Source organism: Microcystis sp. LE18-22.4A (genome assembly GCF_027531105.1).
In the GTDB taxonomy this organism is placed as follows: domain Bacteria; phylum Cyanobacteriota; class Cyanobacteriia; order Cyanobacteriales; family Microcystaceae; genus Microcystis; species Microcystis aeruginosa.
Genome location: NZ_JAPZRB010000476.1, coordinates 18101 through 39667 on the forward strand (window position 1 = coordinate 18101; position 21567 = coordinate 39667).

At 43.1% G+C, this 21567-nt stretch carries 17 protein-coding genes; 10 read left to right on the plus strand and 7 right to left on the minus strand.

Features of this window, described 5'->3' with window-relative positions:
- Nucleotides 1-63 precede the first annotated feature (63 nt).
- On the minus strand, nucleotides 64-2256 hold the full coding sequence (locus tag O9295_RS20845) for a galactose oxidase early set domain-containing protein (protein WP_288035039.1): 2193 nt from the start codon (nucleotides 2254-2256) through the stop codon (nucleotides 64-66).
- An 893-nt stretch (nucleotides 2257-3149) separates the two neighbouring features.
- Between O9295_RS20845 and O9295_RS20850 the strand changes: the two genes are divergently transcribed.
- Together O9295_RS20850 and O9295_RS20855 are read left to right on the plus strand one after the other, a co-directional pair.
- Nucleotides 3150-3410: a helix-turn-helix domain-containing protein gene (locus O9295_RS20850; RefSeq protein ID WP_288035041.1), complete on the plus strand. Its 261-nt coding sequence runs from the start codon at nucleotides 3150-3152 to the stop codon at nucleotides 3408-3410.
- Nucleotides 3411-3762: 352 nt separating this feature from the next.
- Nucleotides 3763-4086 carry a transposase gene (locus O9295_RS20855; RefSeq protein ID WP_288035050.1) on the plus strand — a complete coding sequence of 108 codons (324 nt, stop codon included), beginning with the start codon at nucleotides 3763-3765 and terminating at the stop codon, nucleotides 4084-4086.
- 151 nt (nucleotides 4087-4237) lie between these two features.
- Here O9295_RS20855 and O9295_RS20860 read toward each other — a convergent pair whose 3' ends face one another.
- The gene (locus O9295_RS20860) at nucleotides 4238-5347 is read right to left on the minus strand and encodes an S-(hydroxymethyl)glutathione dehydrogenase/class III alcohol dehydrogenase (protein WP_288035042.1); all 1110 of its coding nucleotides are present in this window, start codon (nucleotides 5345-5347) and stop codon (nucleotides 4238-4240) included.
- An 83-nt stretch (nucleotides 5348-5430) separates the two neighbouring features.
- Here O9295_RS20860 and O9295_RS20865 point away from each other — a divergent pair, with 83 nt between their 5' ends.
- Nucleotides 5431-9072, plus strand: a complete 3642-nt coding sequence (locus O9295_RS20865) for a tetratricopeptide repeat protein (protein WP_288035043.1) — start codon at nucleotides 5431-5433, stop codon at nucleotides 9070-9072.
- 268 nt (nucleotides 9073-9340) lie between these two features.
- On the opposite strand, the gene O9295_RS20870 is transcribed toward O9295_RS20865, so the two are convergent.
- Nucleotides 9341-9691 carry a hypothetical protein gene (locus tag O9295_RS20870; RefSeq protein WP_002775598.1) on the minus strand — a complete coding sequence of 117 codons (351 nt, stop codon included), beginning with the start codon at nucleotides 9689-9691 and terminating at the stop codon, nucleotides 9341-9343.
- Nucleotides 9692-10000: a hypothetical protein gene (locus tag O9295_RS20875; RefSeq protein ID WP_288035052.1), complete on the minus strand. Its 309-nt coding sequence runs from the start codon at nucleotides 9998-10000 to the stop codon at nucleotides 9692-9694.
- A gap of 312 nt (nucleotides 10001-10312) precedes the next feature.
- On the opposite strand from O9295_RS20875, the gene O9295_RS20880 reads away from it, so the two are divergent.
- A complete protein-coding gene (locus O9295_RS20880; protein WP_002798842.1) occupies nucleotides 10313-10810 on the plus strand; it encodes a DUF29 domain-containing protein in 498 nt (165 codons plus the stop codon).
- A 151-nt stretch (nucleotides 10811-10961) separates the two neighbouring features.
- On the opposite strand, the gene O9295_RS20885 is transcribed toward O9295_RS20880, so the two are convergent.
- Nucleotides 10962-11111, minus strand: a complete 150-nt coding sequence (locus O9295_RS20885) for a hypothetical protein (protein ID WP_170915468.1) — start codon at nucleotides 11109-11111, stop codon at nucleotides 10962-10964.
- A complete protein-coding gene (locus O9295_RS20890) occupies nucleotides 11101-11418 on the minus strand; it encodes a PIN domain-containing protein (protein WP_287972029.1) in 318 nt (105 codons plus the stop codon). The genes O9295_RS20885 and O9295_RS20890 overlap by 11 nt, the downstream gene beginning before the upstream one ends.
- A gap of 647 nt (nucleotides 11419-12065) precedes the next feature.
- On the opposite strand from O9295_RS20890, the gene O9295_RS20895 reads away from it, so the two are divergent.
- The 5 genes from O9295_RS20895 (at nucleotide 12066) to metH (ending at nucleotide 18751) form a co-directional block, all read left to right on the plus strand.
- Entirely contained in the window at nucleotides 12066-12416 is a 351-nt protein-coding gene (locus tag O9295_RS20895; protein WP_288035045.1) for a DUF433 domain-containing protein, read from the plus strand.
- Complete coding sequence (locus O9295_RS20900; protein ID WP_002798845.1) at nucleotides 12394-12756, plus strand: DUF5615 family PIN-like protein; 363 nt, start codon at nucleotides 12394-12396, stop codon at nucleotides 12754-12756. Before O9295_RS20895 ends, O9295_RS20900 begins: the two co-directional genes overlap by 23 nt.
- 236 nt (nucleotides 12757-12992) lie before the next feature.
- A complete protein-coding gene (locus O9295_RS20905) occupies nucleotides 12993-13613 on the plus strand; it encodes a type I restriction endonuclease (protein ID WP_288035046.1) in 621 nt (206 codons plus the stop codon).
- Between the two features lie 207 nt (nucleotides 13614-13820).
- A complete protein-coding gene (locus O9295_RS20910) occupies nucleotides 13821-14951 on the plus strand; it encodes a SpoIID/LytB domain-containing protein (RefSeq protein ID WP_288035048.1) in 1131 nt (376 codons plus the stop codon).
- A 236-nt stretch (nucleotides 14952-15187) separates the two neighbouring features.
- A complete protein-coding gene (gene metH, locus O9295_RS20915; protein WP_288035049.1) occupies nucleotides 15188-18751 on the plus strand; it encodes a methionine synthase in 3564 nt (1187 codons plus the stop codon).
- Between the two features lie 373 nt (nucleotides 18752-19124).
- On the opposite strand, the gene O9295_RS20920 is transcribed toward metH, so the two are convergent.
- On the minus strand, nucleotides 19125-19811 hold the full coding sequence (locus O9295_RS20920; protein WP_041803978.1) for a hypothetical protein: 687 nt from the start codon (nucleotides 19809-19811) through the stop codon (nucleotides 19125-19127).
- Between the two features lie 254 nt (nucleotides 19812-20065).
- Between O9295_RS20920 and hisD the strand changes: the two genes are divergently transcribed.
- The gene (gene hisD, locus O9295_RS20925) at nucleotides 20066-21370 is read left to right on the plus strand and encodes a histidinol dehydrogenase (protein WP_002798851.1); all 1305 of its coding nucleotides are present in this window, start codon (nucleotides 20066-20068) and stop codon (nucleotides 21368-21370) included.
- The last annotated feature ends 197 nt before the right edge of the window (nucleotides 21371-21567 follow it).

The window sequence follows — 21567 nt, forward strand, 5'->3', positions numbered from 1 at the left end:
ACAGTGTCCTCCCCTTGGCCATGACAAGGTTTTAAGATGAGCTTGGCATCTATGCCCATCTGCTTAACTCAATTTTACGATCTTGCCCTCAGATGGTTTACCCTCTTGATTAACATAAAACAACATATAGTGACCAGGAGGAGAGAAATGCTTATCTTCAGGGACTTTAAAGCTAATTTTGCCATCCTCAGTATAGGTTTTCTCTAAAGTCACTAATCTCTGTCCATTATCAAAGGAGTGGGTGACAGAACCCGCCTTGATCAGTACCATTGAATCTTTAGTATTAGGACCTGAAGCATTACTGACAGAAATAGTGGGAGATTGTCCGTAACTAATCTCTTTAATATCGCTGTCAATAACCGGACGCTTACTTGAACCAAACAGGTAAGGAGGATAATAAATACTGTGTTGATAAATCTCGGCAGTATTAGAGGTAAATCCTTTAGGAGTGACAAAGAAATCATCAAAGATATCTAATTCTACCTTGCCACTATCGACAAAACGACCAGCCCGAGAATTATTCCCTCCCATCACTAAAATGCTGGCATCAGGGAGCAGCAAAGCGGTATTGTGATAGAGTCTGGGTTGAGTATCCGGGTTCATCAACTTGGTGTTAAATTTTATTGGTTCTTTGGCAGCATTGGGAGTCAATAAAATAGGATGATGAGCAGGAAAATGTTCGGCATAGTTACCACCATTAACCACTAATACTTGTTTTGTGGGAAGAATCACCGCTAGTTCCATCGCCCGTTTGCCAAAGCGACCCAAGTTAGAGGATTGTTTGACATACTCATATTGGGGATTTTGATAGTTACTAGAACTATTTTGCAGGATATCCTCATCAATGCGGGCTAAAAAGTCCTCATCAATCTTCCATTCCCCTCCTCCTTCCGTACCTGGTTCAGGCGCACTCCAACGCTCAACACTGGAGGGAATACTCGCCCCACGAATAGCATATTTACCCGGTCCAAAACTGATATCATTGGTGCCAATAATACCTCCATAAAGTAGGACATCTCCTTTATCGGAACTGGGATCGAGAGAAGCGGTTCCATAAACCTTAGAAGTGGCTTGGCGTTGTGGTCCGTGTTCAAAGGTCATGGAATAGATGCCCTTATCATCTTTGTTAAACTTAACAAAGTAACTATTGGTACTTTTATGAACCGTTAGAGGCGTTTTCCCTCCCCCATCTCCTGTGATCAAAAAACGACCATCTTTTGTGGGGAAAATGCGCGGATAGAGATCGATTAAATCCCGCGTTGAAGTTTGGGAATTCATCTTTGTCTTGAAGGGACTATTAGGCAGTTGGGACATATCAATATGCTGCCACTCGTTAGGAGTTCCCTTGGCGTTAGGATCGTAAATCTCTAAAATGGGACTGACTCGATCAAAATCTTTGGCTCCTAAACCAGAAAAAGCCGCAATCGCTCCATCTGCTAAGGGTACAAGAGTAGGATACCAGTGACCATCGCTCAGTAAATGGGGATTTGCCCAAGTTTTCGTTTCCGAATGAAAAATATTCGCTTGTTTAGACCCCTGAAATTGTGACCCGGGGTAATAGACGCGACTACCCCCAATAAACAAAACATCCCCATTAGGGAGTTGTAAATGACCAGAACAGAAGATATCGTTAGGTTCTTTCTCCCATTCCGCTACAGGAGAAGAAATGCGGGAAAAAGGCGATTCTTTGCCAAATTTTCCGTTCAGAGGGTTGGCAAATTCTGGGTCAAAAAGACTGGTGTTATCAACAACTTGGCTGTTGCGAGTATCCACCCCATCTTTAAGAATATAAACGGCATTTTCAAAGATTATTTCCCCTTTATAGGGATCAACTCCATCAGCAGGGTTGCGATCAGCTAGCTTCTCAAATCGGTTACGGTTACTACTCCCGTTGACGATTAGAACTTTTCCATCAGGGAGTAGAGTAGCATGAACTGCTTGCATCCGATCAGATTCTTTAGGCATGGGTAATAATAACCATGCCCCCATTTCTTCGGGACAGCCTTCATAAGCCAATAATTGTCCTGGAACTGATGAAAAGTTCAGAACATTGGGATTCAAATTATCCCCAAGGGCGGTACGCAGATCTTTCTCGAACGGACTCAGGGTTCGAGTGGCAGGACAAACGCTAGGATCGGCTATGGGTGCAGCTAAAACTTCTGAGTTTGCTCCCAGACAAAACGTGGCCATGAAGGCAATTACGAAGGTTAGGAACAGGGCTAATAGTGTTTTTTTTGATGTTTCTGAGGAAATCATGGGTAATTTTTGCCTTTCCTGATTATTTCTTCAATGAAGCATCGGGGTTGATTGTCACCTCGACCTCCATCGGATTCCCCGGCTGCTCCTTCACCTTAAACTTTTTCAAGCCTTTTTCACTGTTCCAGAATAAGGCGACCTAACAGCCGAGGTTCGCCCTGATTATATTCCAACATTCCAGACATTTTTATATACCTTCATATATTTTTACATTCCCCAAGATGTTTTGACGAAAAACCTTCATTCTAGAAACTACTATTGATCCTAAATCTGGTTATTAAAGACTGATTATCCATTCCCCCTTTTGCATGAGTGCATGAGTGCATGAGTGCCTGTATTCATCAGTAGCCTATACTCAACGGATTTATAGCAGTTTTCATCAGAATGAGGCATGGGCAAGGCAGGGTAAGTTCATCTAATTTGGTATAAATTGTACTTGACAAAGATTTCTAAATAGGGTAGAGAACTCGCTGTAGCACCCTCCTGCACCGCCAGTACCCAGACTTAGCCGCTGCTACCTCTGTATAATTTATCATTAGCCTTAGTCTCACTGTTGTTGATGAAAATTAATCAGGAAATAGCTCATGGTTAAAGGTTTTGCCTCCCTTCTCCCCACCGAAAATAAAGCTCAACTAAAACCTCAGCTTCCTTTAACATCAATCAATGAAATTAAATCTAGTTTATTGACTTATACCAATTCTCCAAGATCGGACGACAGATAGTGTAGAATATCATATTAGTAGAGTTAAAGGAAAAATATGGCAGGAGTTTATAAGATAGAAATATCTGAAAGTGAAGCAGAACTCAAGGAACTGCTTAGAAAAGAAAAAACTGGTTCAGGAAAAGAAAGAATACAAGTATTGTACTGATTAAAGACAAAAAAGGCAAAAACGGTGACAGAAGCAACCGAAATGCTAGGAAGAAACAGAGTCACTGTACAAGATTGGTTAGGAAAATATCGTCAAGGAGGACTAGAAAAATTATTGTCTAAAAAAGTCAGTACAGGAAGACCAAGAAAAGTTCCTCAGTGGGCAGAAAAAGCCTTAGAAAAAAGATTAAAAGAAGAGGAAGGATTTGATAGTCAGGTCGAGATTTGTAAATGGTTAGAGGAAAAATTAGGGAGAGAAGCCAAGGACAAAACCGTCACAAATTAGTATATTATCGGCTAAAAGCGTCTCCAAAAATAGCTAGACCAAAAAGCCTAGAACAATCAGAAAAAAGGTTAGAAGATTTTAAAAAAAAAACTCCTAGAAAATTTGGCAATGCTGAGTTGGGTGGCGATAAAAATGATGAGTAATACAGGAAAAATTCGCTTTTTATGTGAAGATGAAACTCGTCTGGGACTGAAAACAATCAGCGGGTAAAAAATAACAGCAAAAGGGGTAAAACCTTACGGGAAAGTGCAGGGTCAATTTCAAGCAACCTATATCTATGGGGTGGTAGAGCCGAAGACAGGAGAGCATTTTTTTTTACGAATTCACTCATTTAAACAGTCAATGTTTTCAAATATTTTTAGAATTAGTTTCTGAATATTTTGCCGATAGTATTTTGATAATACAGTTAGATAATGGCAGGTTTCATAAGTCAAAAAACCTGAAAATACCTGATAACATTATTCTCATGTTTCAGCCACCACATTGCCCAGAATCTAATCCAATTGAACAGATTTGGCAATATCTAAAAAAAGGATTGAGATGGAAACTACCTAGAGACTTAGAGGAATTACGTTTGTTAATTGGTCAACGACTCGAAGAAATGAACAAAGAGGTAATTGTTTCAATTGTTGAACGAGGTTATATCCTGGATGCTCTATCTGTAGTTGGCATTTAGAGAATTGGTATAAATTGTGCTATGGGGTCAACGTCCAGCGAAGTCGAGACGTTGATATTCTGGTCGGATTTCATCCCCCGCAAAGGTGAGTATCTTGTCGAAAAATGTAGCGGGGGCATTCATCCGACATTTTCGGTAACATTATCCCTGCTCAAAATGTAATCACACTGCGGATAGAATCCCCTTGGTGCATCAGGTCAAAGGCCTCGTTAATTCTTGCCAGAGGTAGAACGTGGGTGATTAAATCATCGATGTTAATCTTGCCGTCCATGTACCAATCGACTATTTTTGGTACATCTGTACGACCTCTCGCTCCACCAAAAGCCGTACCTTTCCAGACGCGTCCGGTGACTAATTGAAAAGGACGGGTACTAATTTCCTGGCCGGCCCCGGCTACACCGATAATAGTGGCAACACCCCAACCTTTATGGCAACATTCCAAAGCTTGACGCATAATCTGGACATTGCCGATACACTCAAAACTATAATCGGCCCCACCCTTAGTTAAATCCACCAGATAGGCCACTAAATCCCCCTCAATTTCTTGGGGATTAACAAAATGAGTCATCCCGAATTTGGTCGCTAAAGCTTGTTTCTGGGGATTGATATCGACCCCGACAATCATATCGGCCCCCACCAAACGGGCCCCTTGAATAACGTTTAAACCGATACCTCCCAGACCAAAAACCACCACTTTTGCCCCCGGTTCCACTTTAGCGGTATTAATCACCGCACCGATACCTGTAGTGACTCCGCAGCCGATATAACAGACTTTTTCAAAGGGAGCATCCTGGCGAATCTTGGCTAGGGAAATCTCCGGCAGTACGGTATAGTTAGAAAAAGTCGAGGTTCCCATGTAGTGATAAAGAGGCTGACCATCGAGGGAAAAACGACTGGTTCCATCTGGCATTACTCCCCGACCTTGGGTAAGACGAATCGCTTGACAGAGATTGGTTTTAAAGCTGAGACAGTATTCGCACTGACGACATTCGGGAATGTATAGGGGAATAACATGATCCCCCACTTTTAGGCTAGTGACACCTTCTCCCACTTCTACCACGATTCCGGCCCCTTCGTGGCCTAAAATTGAGGGAAATAAGCCTTCAGGATCGGCCCCAGAGAGAGTATAGGCATCGGTGTGACAAACTCCCGTGGCTTTGATTTCTACTAACACTTCCCCCGCTTGCGGTGCTGCTAATTTTACCGTTTCAATAGTTAGGGGTTTTCCCGCTTCTAGGGCAACTGCCGCTCGAACATCCATAGGCTCAAAGCAATAGGTTTTTTCCAGTATAATACCGTTAAACTGCTGAAGAGTTGTAATAGAACAATTCTAAACTTATCTCTATGTTAGTCCTCACCATCCGCGAAGAAGGAATTAACGATGGTGGCTTTACTGCTACTCTCAATTTTGATAGCGGTAACAGCTACCCAATTACGGTTACTGACCCCTTTACTAACCAAGAAGAAAAAGACCTAGAATGGTACTTTGAGGAATGGTTAGTATTTCCGACGCTAGAGACGGATAAAGCGCAAAAAGCCGCCAACAGTGTCCAAAACTATGGCGAAAACCTATTTAAACAGGTTTTCCAGAGTAATTTAAATGCTTATGGGGAATATCGAGACTTGCGAAAGCAGTTAAGTCAACTGCAAATTATCATCGAAAGTCAGTCGCCAGAATTTCAAGCTTTACATTGGGAAGCGCTGAAAGATCCTGATTTACCGCGTCCTTTTTCTATAGATTGTATCATCTCCCGCCAGCGTCGAGGGGCTACAGTTGTCCCGGTGCAAATGGCCACTTATCCTACTATCAATCTTCTGGTGGTGATTGCGCGTCCTAATGAGGAATCTGATGTTAACTATCGCACGATTTCCCGTCCTTTGGTAGAACTGGTAAATAGTAGTGAAATACCGGTAAAAATTGATATATTGCGTCCCGGAACTTATGAATCACTAACCAGACATCTGGATGAGAAGGGAGAAGGATACTATCATGTTATTCATTTCGATGTTCATGGCGGATTGATGGAATATGAACAGTACCAAAGACAGGTTCACGGGGATTCTTGGCGCTATCAAAGGGGATGGGGACTGGAGGATTTAGCAGAATATGAGGGAGTAAAAGCTTTTCTGTTTCTGGAAGGAGAAGAAAAAGGTCAAGCGACTCCGGTAGAAGCGACGGAATTAGCGAATTTACTCACTGGGAAAAATATCCCTATTTGTATTCTCAATGCTTGTCAGTCAGCAAAGCAAATTTCCCAGGAATCAGAAGACTATCGGGAAACCAGTTTAGGAAGTCGTTTGATGACTGCGGGAATGCAAGCAGTGGTGGCGATGGGATATTCGGTGACGGTTTCTGCAGCTAAGTTGATGATGAAACCAATTTATCAGCAATTATTGAACGGAAAAGACCTAACGGAAGCGATGCGAAAGGGACGGTTAGAGTTATTCAATAATAAGCAACGCCGCGCCTATTATAACACGATAATAGATTTAGAAGATTGGTTATTACCGGTGATTTATTGTCGCGGTAAAATTAATCTCAATTTGCGTCCATTTACTCCAGAAGAGGAAGAAAAATACTGGGAACATATCGGCAATCAATATGTCTTTCCTTTACCAGAATACGGCTTTGTCGGCAGGGATTTAGAAATTCTCAAGATGGAAAAGGCGCTGCTGAAACATAATATCCTTTTACTCAAAGGAATGGGAGGGACAGGAAAAACTACCTTACTCAATTATCTACGAGAATGGTGGCAGAAAACCAACTGGGCGACCCATATTTTCTATTTTGGTTATGATAGAAAAGCTTGGACGTTAGAACAGATTGTCCATAAAATTGGTCAGGTAATTTATAATCGCTTTGAACAGGCGAGTTTCCAAGCGATGAACCTGAAAGCGCGAGTAAGGAAACTAGAGCAAAAACTCCGCAGTGAGGCGTATATTCTCATTTTAGATAATCTGGAGTCGGTGACGGGACAACCGTTAGCAATTCAGAATACTTTACCGGAGAATGAAAGGGAAGAAATCGCCGAATTTCTCAAGAATTTGGTCGGGGGAAAAACGAAGGTGATTTTGGGTTCTCGCAGTGAGGAAACTTGGCTGCAACGCAGGACTTTTAAGGAGAATATCTATCCCTTACAAGGATTAGACCAAGAGTCGAGAACTGAATTAGCGGAGAGAATCTTAGAACGTCAGGCGAAGAGTCGGAAAAATGCGATTAAAAAGGATGATTATTTTAAGCGCTTGATGAAGTTGTTGGCGGGATATCCGTTGGCGATGGAAGTGGTATTAGCGAATCTGAAGCGACAGTCACCGGAGGAGATTTGGCAAGGGTTACAGTTGGCGGAGTTAGTTAATGTGGGGGATGAGGATAAGACTAATAATATCATCAAATGTGTGGAATATTCCCACAGTAATTTGTCGGAGGAGGCGCAGAAGTTGTTACTCTGTTTAGCACCTTTTAGTGGGTTTATTGATCGATCTGATATTCCTAATTATAGCCAACAACTACAGCAATTAGAACCTTTACAAGGCTATCAGTTTGACCAATTTGATGCAGCGATAGAAGAAGCGATTCATTGGGGTTTGCTTTCGCCGATGAGTGAAGAAATGCCAGATTTTCTGACGATTCAACCCATTTTTCCCTACTTCCTAAAAACGAAGTTAAAGGAATTAGCACCAGAGACACAAGCAGCAATTGGGGAGGGTTTTAAGAATCATTACCGAGACTTGGCAGGTTCTTATAATAACTTGCTAAATTCCAAAAATCCGCAAGAGAAGCAGTGGGGGATATTGTTCTGTCGCTGGGAGTATGAAAATCTGTTTAATGCGTTGCAAATCGCTCTCAATCAGCAAGAAAGCGTATTTAGTATTATTACTTGCTTGCATGGTTATCTGGATTTAAACCAAGATACTCAGACTAATTTAAAGCTCCTAGAGTTCGTTCTCGAAACTTTTGAAAACTATCCCCCTGAAGCCAAACAAGGGCAGGTGGCAATAGAAATCATTGCTACAATTGCTGAGGCAGGAAACAAATATTTACTAAGTAAAAATTATCAGAAAGCGAAAGAGATTTACCAAAAAAGCCTCGAATTACTCAAGCCAATTAGTGAAAGTTACAGTCAAGTTAAGCAATCTTTGCAAGCCAGAACCCTGCACCAGTTGGGAAGGGTAGCGCAAGAATTGAGGGAATGGGAGCAAGCCCGAAGCTACTACCAGCAAGCTCTTGAGATCTTTATTGAATATGGGGGCTATGAGCAAGCCACGACCCTGCACCAGTTGGGAAGGGTAGCGCAAGAATTGAGGGAATGGGAGCAAGCCCGAAGCTACTACCAGCAAGCTATTGAAATCGATATTGAATATGGCGATCGCTACTCCCAAGCCACCACCCTGCACAATTTGGGAATAGTAGCGCAAGAATTGAGGGAATGGGAGCAAGCCCGAAGCTACTACCAGCAAGCTCTTGAGATCTGCATTGAATATGGGGATCGCTACAAGCAAGCCCGCACCCTGCACCAGTTGGGAATCGTAGCGCAAGAATTGAGGGAATGGGAGCAAGCCCGAAGCTACTACCAGCAAGCTATTGAAATCGATATTGAATATGGGGATCGCTACGGGCAAGCCAGAACCCTGCACCATTTGGGAAGGGTAGCGCAAGAATTGAGGGAATGGGAGCAAGCCCGAAGCTACTACCAGCAAGCTATTGAGATCTACATTGAATATGGCGATCGCTTCTCCCAAGCCAGCACCCTGCACCAGTTGGGAATGGTAGCCGAAGGAGTTGGGGAATTGAGCCAAGCCAAAAGTTATTACCTGCAAGCCTTACAAATTTGGGCAGAATTTAACGATAGTTACAGTGTACAAACCTATTCTTTGCCTAGTCTTGTTGCTCTTTATTGGCAAACGCAAGATGAGGAGATTCTTGTCGGTATTGCTTCTGTTTTCGGGGTTGGGGTTGAGGAGGTGCGGGGTTTGCTGGAGGGTTAGAATGGGTTTTGGGCGCAGGCTGCGTGTTTGCGGCTATCAATTCAGTTAACGTAAGTAGCTGATTATAATTAAATTAAAAATGGATTTTAGGTTCGATCCCCCCTGCCCCCCTTGATAAGGGGGGAATAACGAACCTAGTTTGTTGTTGCGCTTCAGCGCTAACTATTTCGGGCTTGCTGAAAAAGTAAGGGCGAAGCATTCGGATAGGAAATCTACGGTTTCAGCGATAGGTTATCGCCCGAATGCTTCGCCCCTACAATGTTGTGATCTACGGATGAGGTGTAATAGCGAGAATGGTGATTTCCCCCGAATGAGGTCCATAGCACCAGAAAATTCGATAGGCTCCCGGTGTATTCTGTTGGGCGTAGGCTTCAAAAACCTTCTGTGTTGAATCATAAGGGTTGTCGAGGGAATTAAATTCGTGGGTTTTTAGTCCCGGATGTCTTGGGTTTGTACTGAGGAGCTTGAGGGCTTTTGTTACCTGTTTGTAGAGACCCTCTTGTTTCGATGCTTTTGTCCTACCTTGAGCTAGGCGAGTCTTTTGAGCCTGTTCCGCTTCTGCTCGCAATTCAGATAGAGTATTTCGAGCTTCCTGTGTCTGTCGTAAAGAGAAATTCAATTACTCCTCGACTTCTTCAGGAATAGATGCAGCAAACTCAAGCATAGCGTCTAAATCGACTGTTTCTTCAGCGAAATCTCCCGTGCTGGCTTCCGCGAGCCCCCGTTTGAGCGACTCGCGGACACTAGGATTCTGAAAAGCCCATAGTTCTCCCTCTGGAATCGCCACCATGGGAACCAAAAGAAGTTCCCCGCTTGTATTCATCAGTATCCGATAGTGACGGTTGCTACATTGAGTCCCAAGGCTAATCCGTCCGCAAGCATCAGCCTGAATATCTTCTTTAATGAGCGAAAAATTCTGATACTCCATCACGTCTCCTCCTCTCTTCATATACTTATTCTAGATAAGTTACCCAATTTGGGCAATAGGGTTATGTCCATTTAGCTCCTCACTATCTAAAGAAAACAGGTTAAACTTGTTCGGGCGAGAGCCTTGACAACAAACCTAGTTTGTTGTTGCGCTCCCTTCGCTAAATTCTCTCCCCTTTCCTTGTAGGAGAAAGGCCAGGGGAGAGGTCAATAATTAAGAACCCAATGCGATCACACTATCTGGTAAAGATCAAGTATAATAATAAATATAAAGACCAAATTATTCATCTACCGTTAACTTAATGAAAGCCAAATGAACTTATTAAAACAATCGGACATTCAAGAAAATCCCACAACACTTTACGAACAAGATCTTCAGTTGTGGATTGAGCAAACTATTCATCAATTACAGAATCGACAGTTTGAACAACTGGATATAGAAAACTTAATTGAGGAGTTAAAAGATTTGGGTAAGTCAGAGAAACGCGCCTTAGAGAGCAACTTAATGGTCTTGTTGATTCACTTACTCAAATTAAAGATACAGCATGATGCTCCTGAGACAATGAAAGCAAGTTGGTATAATTCAGTAGATGAGCATCGCCAGCGCGTTCAAGATGATTTACTTAAGACTCCCTCTCTTAAATCTTATCTCTTAATCTCCATCACACAAGCCTATTCCAGCGCTCGTAAAGTCGCCATCAAACAGGGTAAACGCGCTCAATTTGGTATTCGTATTCCCCAAGAAAGTGAGTATCCCCTCGCTTGTCCTTTCACACCTGAACAGATTCTAAATGAGGACTTTTACGGATAAAAACGAAAGTAAACATTATCGATAATAAAACCATGAAACCAGAATATGACCTTGCCAACATGAAAAATCGCCCGAATGACCTAACCCCCCTTCCCTGCGAAATAAGGGGGGAATAACGAACCAGGTTTGTAGTTGCGATCCCTTCGCTAAACTATGATTGACTTTGGAGGTTTTCTAACTCTTTAGTAGCTTGTTGCCAATAGGCTAATTCTTCCTTTATTTTCATATTTTTAATGTCTTCATAGATTTTTTCGCTACTCAACCGTTTCATTTCCACACAATCAAATTGCTTAACCTTCATAATTAATAACCTCCAGAGGTGAATAAATATCTAGCTGTGAATATCCCTTGATTACATTAATCGCTCGGTAAAGAGGAATTTTTGGAAAATGGACGATATGCTTAAAGTTCCAACTGACAATCATGGTACATCCAGCAACACTTGCTAAAGCAACATGAAGCGCATCTAACATTGATTTCTGAGTCACCACACCATAATCAATATAAGCTTGCCTCAGTTGTAAAGCAGATTCAGTAATTTCAACTAACTCTGTATAGGTTATAACCTCTGCAAAAAAATTGTCGAACCTTCTCAGGAGCAGGTTCAATTTCTCTTAAAACAACTGAAGAAGTTATCAGTTTTAGTTTACCTCCTCTAACTAGGGTTTGCTGAATAAATCTAAAAACCTTGTTGGGTAAGACTTTTAGACTTTTTGTCAATCAAAAAGTACCAGTTCTGGGAGTGATCGGGGGAAAATTAAGGTACTTTTTCTCTGAAAATTAGGTAATTGACCAGATGAGAATCGGTAAAAACCTACACCCCACACCCCACACCCCACACCCTGTCCCCAGGAAAAACTTTTTCAGCAGACCCTAACTAGCTCAAAAAAAGTTAGGCTTTCCTCTCGGAATTCATCATCAAAAACACCACCAAATACTGATGTATCTGCATAAACTCTAATCATTATAATTTCTCTATCTCGCTTTTTTATTCTATCATGATAGTTGATGGGTTTGACCTAACCCCCCTAACTCCTCTTCCCTGGGAGGGAAGGGGAGAATAACGAACCAGGTTTGTTGTTGCGCTCTCTTCGCTAAATCTTTCTCCTCTCTCCTTGTAGGAGAGGGTCTAGGGGAGAGGTCAATAATTAAGACCCCAAGGTGAGCGCACTATTTGGCAACGATCAAGTATAATTAAGATAACAATGTTACTTAGAAAACAAAGTGAAGTTTGAATCTTCAATTAGGATAACTCATGCAACTCGAAGACTATTTTAATTTTCTTGCCCCTAACGATATCCGACTAAAAGAAACCCGCATCGGTATTGAAACCATTTTATACGATTTTATTTACCAAGCGAGAACTCCCGAAGAAATTGCCAATACTTATCCGTCTTTAACCCTAGAACAGGTATATGCGACGATTCTTTATTATCTTCATGAAAAAGAAAAAGTGAGTCAATACATCACCGACTGGCTAGAATGGGGAAGAAAAATGCGAGAAGAACAGCAAAAAAATCCTCCGCCTTCGGTTGAACGACTGAGAAAATTGAAAGCTGAAATAACAGCCAAACAGCAAGGTAATGACACTGAAATATTTAATTGATGAAAATGTTAATTCGGTGTATCCTCAACAATTGCGTCGCCGAGAACCAGAAATCATTGTTCGAGTAGTTGGTGAACCAGATACACCAAAATTAGGTACATTAGATCCAGAAATTTTGATTTGGTGTGAGGTAATGGGTTTTATTTTAGTGACAAATAATCGTGCCTCTATGCCCGTTCATTTAATAGCTCACTTCAGGCAAAATCGTCATGTTCCTGGAATTTTTATTCTCAATCAAGATTTAAGTGTTGGTGATAATTTGTTAGAATTAATTGTAATTGCTAAAGGCTCTTTTGACAATGAATATGAAAACCAAATTATTCATTTACCGTTAACCTGATCAAATTGAAATAATCTTATTAAAATAACTAAGAATCCCAATTCACGATCGCTACGAACCCGGTTTGATGAGGAGATTTTCGTTGCTGTGGCTGATATTTTGAGGATTGGGATTGAGGAGGTGCGGGGTTTGCTGGAGGGTTAGGATGGGTTTTGGGAGTAGGGATTGTTTGGGCGCAGGGTGCGTGTTTGCGGCTATCAATTCAGTTAACGTAAGTCTTAATTAAGGTGGTAAATATGGTTCAAATTTTACAAGCAAAAGAAGTCACTCTCAGAGATTTAATTAATCATTTTCAACTAGAGTTTATAGAAGATGAGCATTTTTTTGGGGAATGGCAGCAAGACTTAGAAGCAATCTCTGAACAAGAAAAAGAATTGTTAGATAAAATCAAAACAGGTTATTTTAACTTATTGAATTATCCTCCCTTTTTAGAAACTTCGGTGAGGATGACGGTTTTAGACCCATTATTATTTATTGGTAACTTTTATCTATTTCCCTTTCACATTAAAGCAGAAGAGTCTGTTGAAATTATTACAGAAGATCAAGATTTAATAATTAAGGGAAGGTTAGATACTTTAATTCTAAAAGAGCAATTATGGGTAATGATTATTGAATCAAAACGGGTTATTTATTCCGTTGAAGTAGGTTTACCGCAATTATTAGCTTATTTAATGGTCAATCCTCATCCCAACCGTCCTAATTATGGAATGTTGACCAATGGTTCCGAGTTTTTATTTGTTAAATTATTATGGGACGGTAAACCTTTATACGGAACCTCTCGTTTATTTGCCATGAGAAATCCGGGGGATTTATATGAGGTTCTCAAAATCCTTAAACATCTCTGTCAACTAATTTGAGTATCAAGATAATCAGTACCTACAAAATCATTACTCTCCTATTTCCCTCTGTTGTATAATTTGCTCTGAAAGGAACAAATCAGTGGGCATAAATAAAAAAAATTATCAGGATTTTTTCGGCTTTTCTTGACTATTTCAGCCTTATTTGTCCTAACAAGCTCAAGAATACGAGATTTTTTCTCTAGAATTGCCCGGCCTGAGAGGGGAATGATAAAGTTAGATAAGAAAATTAAAGATGGTGTGATTAAAGTGAAATTTGCTGCTAGTACCTATTTTTCCCTGCTGCGTCATTGTGCCGTTCCTTTGCTGTCGATCGCCACTTTTACGCCAATTCTCTTAACTTATTTAGCCAAGGAAAAACCAGAAACCCCGCAAGCGCAGGCAAATCTAGAGACTGCTGCCTCCCCTGCTCCTATTATCCCATCTCCGATCGTACCCTTAACCGCGCCATCGCCGAAACTATCCCCCTCTCCCCAATCTTCCCCCTCCGCGCCGAAAAAATTAGCACCATCGGCCCATACTGCCCCTAATACTGCCCCTAATACTGCCCCCGCTGCTGCTGCCAAACCAGTGACTAGACAACCTTTAGCGGTTCCCGCTAATTATACGCCGCCGGTCCTAGAAATTCGCGTGGCGATCAAAAGGGATGTGGCCAGTGTTTTGATTGGAGTTAACGGGCCGGCGGTGATCACCGATCGCCAAGGTCGCGGTTTAAAAACGATTGCCACTAACGAGGGTTTACCGGTCATTCCAAGTGCCAATGGCTTAAAAATGGGCGATTTATCGCTGCCAGAGGTGATTTTTGTGCAGCCCACCAGTGCCGATGGTTTAGTTTATGTGGATGATAGTTGGTATCGGGGCAAAGTGCTGCTTGTTGCCCAAGGCGATCGCTTGTTAGTGGTCAATCATGTTAATTTAGAGGCCTATCTCTATAGTGTGGTGGGTAGTGAAATGCACTCCACTGCGCCAATGCACGCTTTAAAGGCACAGGCGATCGCCGCTCGTTCCTACGCCCTAGTACATATAATCCGCCCCGCTAATGCTTGGTTTCATCTGGGCAATAGCCAACGCTGGCAGGTATATAAAGGCATTCGCTCGGAGTATCAATCGACTCACCAAGCGGTTAATGCCACTGCTGGGCAGATTCTCAGCTATAAAGGGGGTGTAGTCGAGTCTCTTTATGCTGCCACCGATGAAATTGTCGCTTGGGCCCACGGTGGTCGCGGCATGAGTCAAACTGGGGCTTATAAATTAGCGGAAAAAGGCCTAGATTATCAACAAATTCTCGGTAATTATTATCCCGGAGTTGGTTTAGCCCGTCTAGTTCTACAAAATTAGATTGATTGGCTTTCTCGATCGCTGGTGCTAGGCTGTTGACTATAGCAGGGAGAAATAGTTGAGCATTTGTACTAAAATTCCCAACAGCTTGCCGACCTGTTTCTTCTAGTTGATAACTGAAAACTCAAATCTGATCACTGATAACTGATCACTGATAACTGAAATGCCGACCATAGCAGATTTCTAGTAACCGTATTACAATAAACTTTCAAAATGCTATAGCAGTAAATCTCTCTATGAATAGCCCCTTTCTCGACTACCTCAACGGCCCCAAGCATCCCGTCCTCGTCTTTGATGGGGCGATGGGAACTTCCCTACAAAGCCAAAATCTGACGGCCGAGGACTTTGGTGGGGCAGAATACGAAGGTTGTAACGAGTATCTTGTCCATACTAAACCTAGCGCCGTAGCCAAAGTCCACGAAGCCTTTTTAGCCGTGGGTGCGGATGTGATTGAAACCGACACCTTTGGGGGAACCTCGATAGTTTTAGCCGAGTACGATTTAGCCGATCAAGCCTATTATCTCAACAAAACCGCCGCCGAACTGGCCAAGGCTTGCGCTAATAAATACTCTACCCCCGAAAAACCCCGTTTTGTGGCGGGTTCCATGGGGCCGGGGACAAAACTGCCCACTTTGGGTCATATAGACTTTGATACGCTCAAAAATGCCTATGTGGAACAGGTAGAGGGTCTGTACGATGGCGGGGCAGATTTATTATTAGTAGAAACCTGTCAGGATGTCCTGCAAATTAAAGCGGCTTTAAATGCTATTGAAGAAGTATTTCAGCAAAAAGGTCAACGATTGCCCCTAATGGTTTCGGTGACGATGGAAACCATGGGAACGATGTTAGTAGGAACGGAAATTAACGCCGTTGTCTCTATTTTACAACCCTATAAAATCGATATTTTGGGACTTAACTGCGCCACCGGTCCCGATTTGATGAAACCCCATATTAAATATCTCTCGGAAAATTCCCCTTTTATTGTTTCTTGTATTCCTAACGCTGGTTTACCGGAAAATGTCGGCGGTCAAGCGCACTATCGCCTCACTCCCGTAGAATTAAAAATGGCTTTAATGCACTTTATCGAAGATTTGGGAGTACAAATTATCGGCGGTTGTTGTGGTACTCGTCCCGACCATATTCAAGCTTTAGCGGAACTATGTCAAGGTTTAACTCCGAAATCTCGTCATTATCATTATGAACCCTCCGCCGCTTCTATTTATAGTACCCAACCCTATATTCAAGATAATTCTTTCCTGATTGTCGGGGAAAAATTAAACGCCAGTGGTTCTAAAAAATGTCGGGAACTTCTCAATGCTGAAGACTGGGATAGTTTAGTATCTATGGCGAAAGCTCAGGTAAAAGAAGGAGCGCATATTCTCGATGTCAACGTCGATTATGTGGGCCGGGATGGGGTGCGCGATATGCACCAATTAGCCTCTCGTTTAGTTAATAATGTCACCCTACCTTTAATGTTAGATTCCACCGAATGGGAAAAAATGGAAGCGGGGTTAAAAGTAGCGGGGGGTAAATGTATCCTCAACTCTACTAACTACGAAGACGGGGAACCGCGTTTTTATCAAGTCTTGGATTTAGCGAAAAAATACGGCGCGGGGGTAGTAATTGGAACCATTGATGAAGAAGGAATGGGACGCACTGCCGAGAAAAAATTCCAGATAGCTAAACGGGCCTATTATGCGGCGATAGAATACGGAATTCCTCCCTACGAAATCTTTTTTGATCCTTTAGCTTTACCGATTTCTACCGGTATCGAAGAAGACCGAGAAAATGGTAAGGCTACCATCGAAGCAATGGGCCGAATTCGCCAAGAATTGCCAGAATGTCACATTCTTTTAGGTGTGTCTAATATCTCCTTTGGCTTGAATCCGGCAGCGCGTCAGGTATTAAATTCCGTCTTCCTCAACGAAGCGATGCAGGTGGGGATGGATGGGGCAATCGTCAGCGCTAATAAAATTCTTCCTCTGGCAAAAATTGAACCAGAATATCAGCAAATTTGTCGGGATTTAATCTATAATAATCGTCGTTTTGATGGCGATATATGTGTTTATGATCCCCTGACCAAATTAACCGAATTATTTGCGGGTAAAACTACTAAAAAAGACCCCTCTAGTAATGCTAATTTACCCGTGGAGGAACGATTAAAACAGCATATTATTGATGGGGAAAGATTGGGACTGGAAGAGGCTTTAAATCAAGCTTTACAGGACTATCCACCCCTAGATATTATTAATATTTTCCTCCTGGATGGGATGAAGGTAGTGGGTGAGTTATTTGGTTCAGGACAAATGCAGTTACCTTTTGTTCTCCAATCTGCCCAAACTATGAAAGCAGCTGTTGCTTTTTTAGAACCCTTTATGGAGAAAAAAGAGGGGGATAATAATGCCAAAGGGACTTTTATTATCGCAACAGTTAAAGGGGATGTTCACGATATTGGTAAAAATTTAGTTGATATTATCTTGACAAATAACGGCTATAAGGTGATTAATTTGGGCATTAAACAACCCGTAGAAAATATCATCGAAGCCTACAAAGAACATAAAGCCGATTGTATCGCTATGAGCGGTTTATTGGTGAAATCAACGGCTTTTATGAAGGAAAATCTGGAGGTTTTTAACGAAAAAGGAATCACCGTTCCCGTTATCCTTGGCGGGGCAGCTTTAACTCCCAAATTTGTCCATGATGACTGTCAAAAAACCTACAAGGGACAGGTTATCTATGGTAAAGATGCCTTCTCTGACCTGCATTTTATGGATAAATTAATGCCCGCTAAAGCTGGGGGTCAATGGGATGATAGCAAAGGCTTTTTAGCGGAGTGTGCCGAGACAGAAAAAACCCCGGTTGTCGCAGAAGAATTAGAGGTTAATCCCGATACTATTTTTACCGATGGCAGCGTCAACCAAGAATTAGTTATTGATACCCGTCGGTCCGAAGCGGTGGCAGTTGATATTCCCCGACCAACACCGCCCTTCTGGGGTACTAAAATATTAACAGCAGCAGAAATTCCCATCGAGGAGGTTTTCTGGTATTTAGACCTACAAGCTTTATTTGTCGGTCAATGGCAATTCCGCAAACCAAAAAGCCAATCGAAGCAAGAATACGACCAGTTTTTACAGGAAAAAGTTCATCCAATTCTAGCAGCATGGAAAGAGAAAATTGTCAAGGAAAATTTACTAAACCCCACATTAATTTATGGTTATTTTCCCTGTCAGTCGTCCGGTAATTCCCTGTTAATTTACGATCCCGAATCGATACAAGCGGGCGAAAAACCCGAAAATCTGCAACCGATCGCCATTTTTGAGTTTCCTCGCCAGAAATCCGCTCGTCGTCTCTGTATTGCTGACTTTTTCGCCCCGCAGGAATCCGGTATTATCGACGTTTTCCCGATGCAAGCAGTGACAGTGGGGGAAATCGCCACGGAATACGCTAAATCTCTCTTTGATGCCAACCAATACACCGAATACCTCTATTATCACGGCATGGCTGTCCAAACCGCCGAAGCCATGGCCGAATGGACCCACACCCGCATCCGTCGCGAGTTAGGTTTCGCAGAGTTCGATCCCGATAATATCCGCGATATACTGCAACAGCGTTACCAGGGTTCTCGCTATAGTTTCGGCTATCCCGCTTGTCCCAATATTCAGGATCAATACAAGCAACTAGCTCTGTTAGGATGCGATCGCATTGGGATGTCTATGGACGAAAGCGAACAATTGTACCCAGAACAATCCACCACCGCCATTATCACCTATCACCCCACCGCTAAATACTTTAGTACCTAATCAGTGAACAGTTATCAGTTATCAGTTATCAGTTATCAGTTATCAGTTATCAGTTATCAGGTGTGAGTTTTTATCGGTAAAACCCCACACCCCACACCCCACACCCCACACCCCACACCCCACACCCCACACCCCACACCCTACACCCCACACCCCACACCCTACACCCCACACCCTACACCCCACACCCCACACCCCACACCCTACACCCCACACCCTACACCCCACACCCTACACCCCACACCCTACACCCCACACCCCACACCCCACACCCCACACCCTACACCCCACACCCTACACCCCACACCCCACACCCTACACCCTACACCCCACACCCTACCCCCACCGAAAAACTTTTTGCCGCAAACCCTAATTAGGGCAGCCATTCCAGTAAAATTCCTAGGGAGCTATCTTTACGGGCGCGGGAATTTTGGGCTTGAATATCGGCGGCTAAACGTAAATTAGAGGTAATCGCATAACCAACCGAAAGAGTAGTCAATCCCACCTCGTTAGCACCCCCCGGTGAGATAAAACTCTGACTGACGGTGATATCTGCTGCCCCCGTGCGAGAAAGGGCTAATTTGAGCTTTAATCCTAAGTTAAGCCCATCGGTGCTGTAATTTCCCGTTTGAATGTAACGATAGCCCACCATGGGAGCCAGATTGACATAATCACCCAAAGGGAGGAGATAGTATTGTAAATTGGCTCCTATTGCCGTCCTTTTGCCGTTAAAAGCCGTCTGATAATCGCCGCTTAGGGTTAAACTGGTTTGACCGAAAAACACATCTTCTACCCCCAAAATCACGCCACTGGAATTATCGGTAGAAGGAAACTCTGCATATCCTAAACGGATACGAGTGCGAAAACTAGGATCGCGGCGAATATCTTCGGCGATATCGGGTATTTTTTCTAACCAACGCTCTAAAACTGGGCTTTCTTGCCGAATTTTCGGGTCTAGGTCTAACTCCGTTTCTGCCCACACCGGACCAATCGCCCCCCATAATAAACCAAGAGCGATCGCATTTACAGAACAGCAAGAGAGCTTAAACATGATCTGCATTATACCCAAGGAGGCAGGAGGCAAGAGGCAAGAGGCAAGAGAAAGAATCTGGCAATAAAGCTTTTAGCTTAACAAATTAGGTTTTAGATTCGGCCTTTGTTATCAGTTATCAGATGTGAGTTTTCAGTTCACTGATTACTGGTTACTGTTTACTGATCACTGAAAAGCCGGCACTCCCCCAAAGGTTACAATAAAAATAAAGATTCAGTTCCCCGTTATTCTTGAGAGGACGGGGGGCAGTAGGAGCAGCAATAGTGGTTAGAATATTAAAACTTTCGCAATTAAGTAGCGCAGAACGGGCAAAACTTCAGAAAAGAGCCGAGTTAGATATTGATAACGCCCTCAAAGTCGCTCAAACGGTCATAGAAACCATCCGCGAACGGGGGGATGCCGGCGTTGTGGACTATGTGCGGCGTTTTGACTACGAAGGTGCGACGGTAGAAAATATCAAAGTCAGCGAGGCAGAATTTGAGCGGGCTTTTCATTTAATTGAACCGGAAGTAAAAACTGCCATTGAACAGGCTTTCCGGAATATTCAAGAGGTACATCGTCGCCAAATGCCGGAAGAAACACTACTGGCAGAAATTGAAACCGGTGTCTTTGCCGGCGAAAAAATCTCTCCTATCCCCAATGTGGGTTTATACGTTCCCCGGGGCCGCGGTGCTTTTCCCTCGATGATGTTAATGTTAGCCATCCCGGCAATGGTGGCAGGAGTGGAAAGAGTTGTCGTTTGCACTCCCCCCGATAAACAGGGCAACGTGGAACCCGTTTCTCTGGTGGCGGCGCAGATGGCTGGAGTCAGAGAAATTTATAAATTAGGGGGCGTACAAGCGATCGCTGCTTTGGCTTTGGGAACAAAAAATATCAAAAGGGTTGACAAAATTACCGGTCCGTGCAGCGTCTATGGGGCGGCGGCCAAGCGGTTACTGTTCGGTACTGTGGATGTGGGTTTGCCGGCCGGTCCAAGTGAGTCGATAGTTTTGGCCGATGAGTCCACCGATGCCCGTTTAGCGGCCTTGGATTTATTAATTGAAGCGGAACACGGGGCGGATTCGGCAGCTTTATTAGTCACCCACTGTGAAGATTTGGCGATCGCTGCTAGTGAATACGCTCAGGAATACCTGCAAAAACTCCCGGATTGGCGACGGGAATTCTGTGAGGCGGGTTTAGCCGCCTATGGGGGCATAATTTTAACCGATAGTTTGCAGCAATCCCTCGATTTTGTCAATGAGTACGCCCCGGAACATCTAGAGGTTTTAGTTAGTAATCCTTTTGCCATTCTGGGCAAGATTAAAAATGCTGGCGAAATTCTCCTGGGAAATCATACTCCTTCCTCTATGGCTACCTACGCCATCGGAGTCAATGCTGTGCTGCCGACGGGAAGTTTTGCCCGTTCCTATTCGGCGGTTTCGGTTTATGATTTTCTCAAGCGCTCCACTTTGGCTTATGTCACCCCTGAAGGCTTTGAAAAGTTAAAAGAAACCACGAAAACTTTAGCCGAGTACGAAGGTTTTCCCGCCCATAAATTAGCAATTCAACACAGGGAAATTTTACTCTAAATAGGGTTTGCGGCAAAAAGTTTTTCGTGGGGGCAGGGTGTGGGGTGTGGGGTTTTACCGATTTTCATCTGGTCAATTACCTAATTTTCAGGGAAAAAGTACCTGAATTTTCCCCCCGCTCACTCCCACGGCCGGTACTTTTGGATTGACAAAAAGTCTAAAAGTCTTATCCAGCAAGGTTTTTAGATTTATTCAGC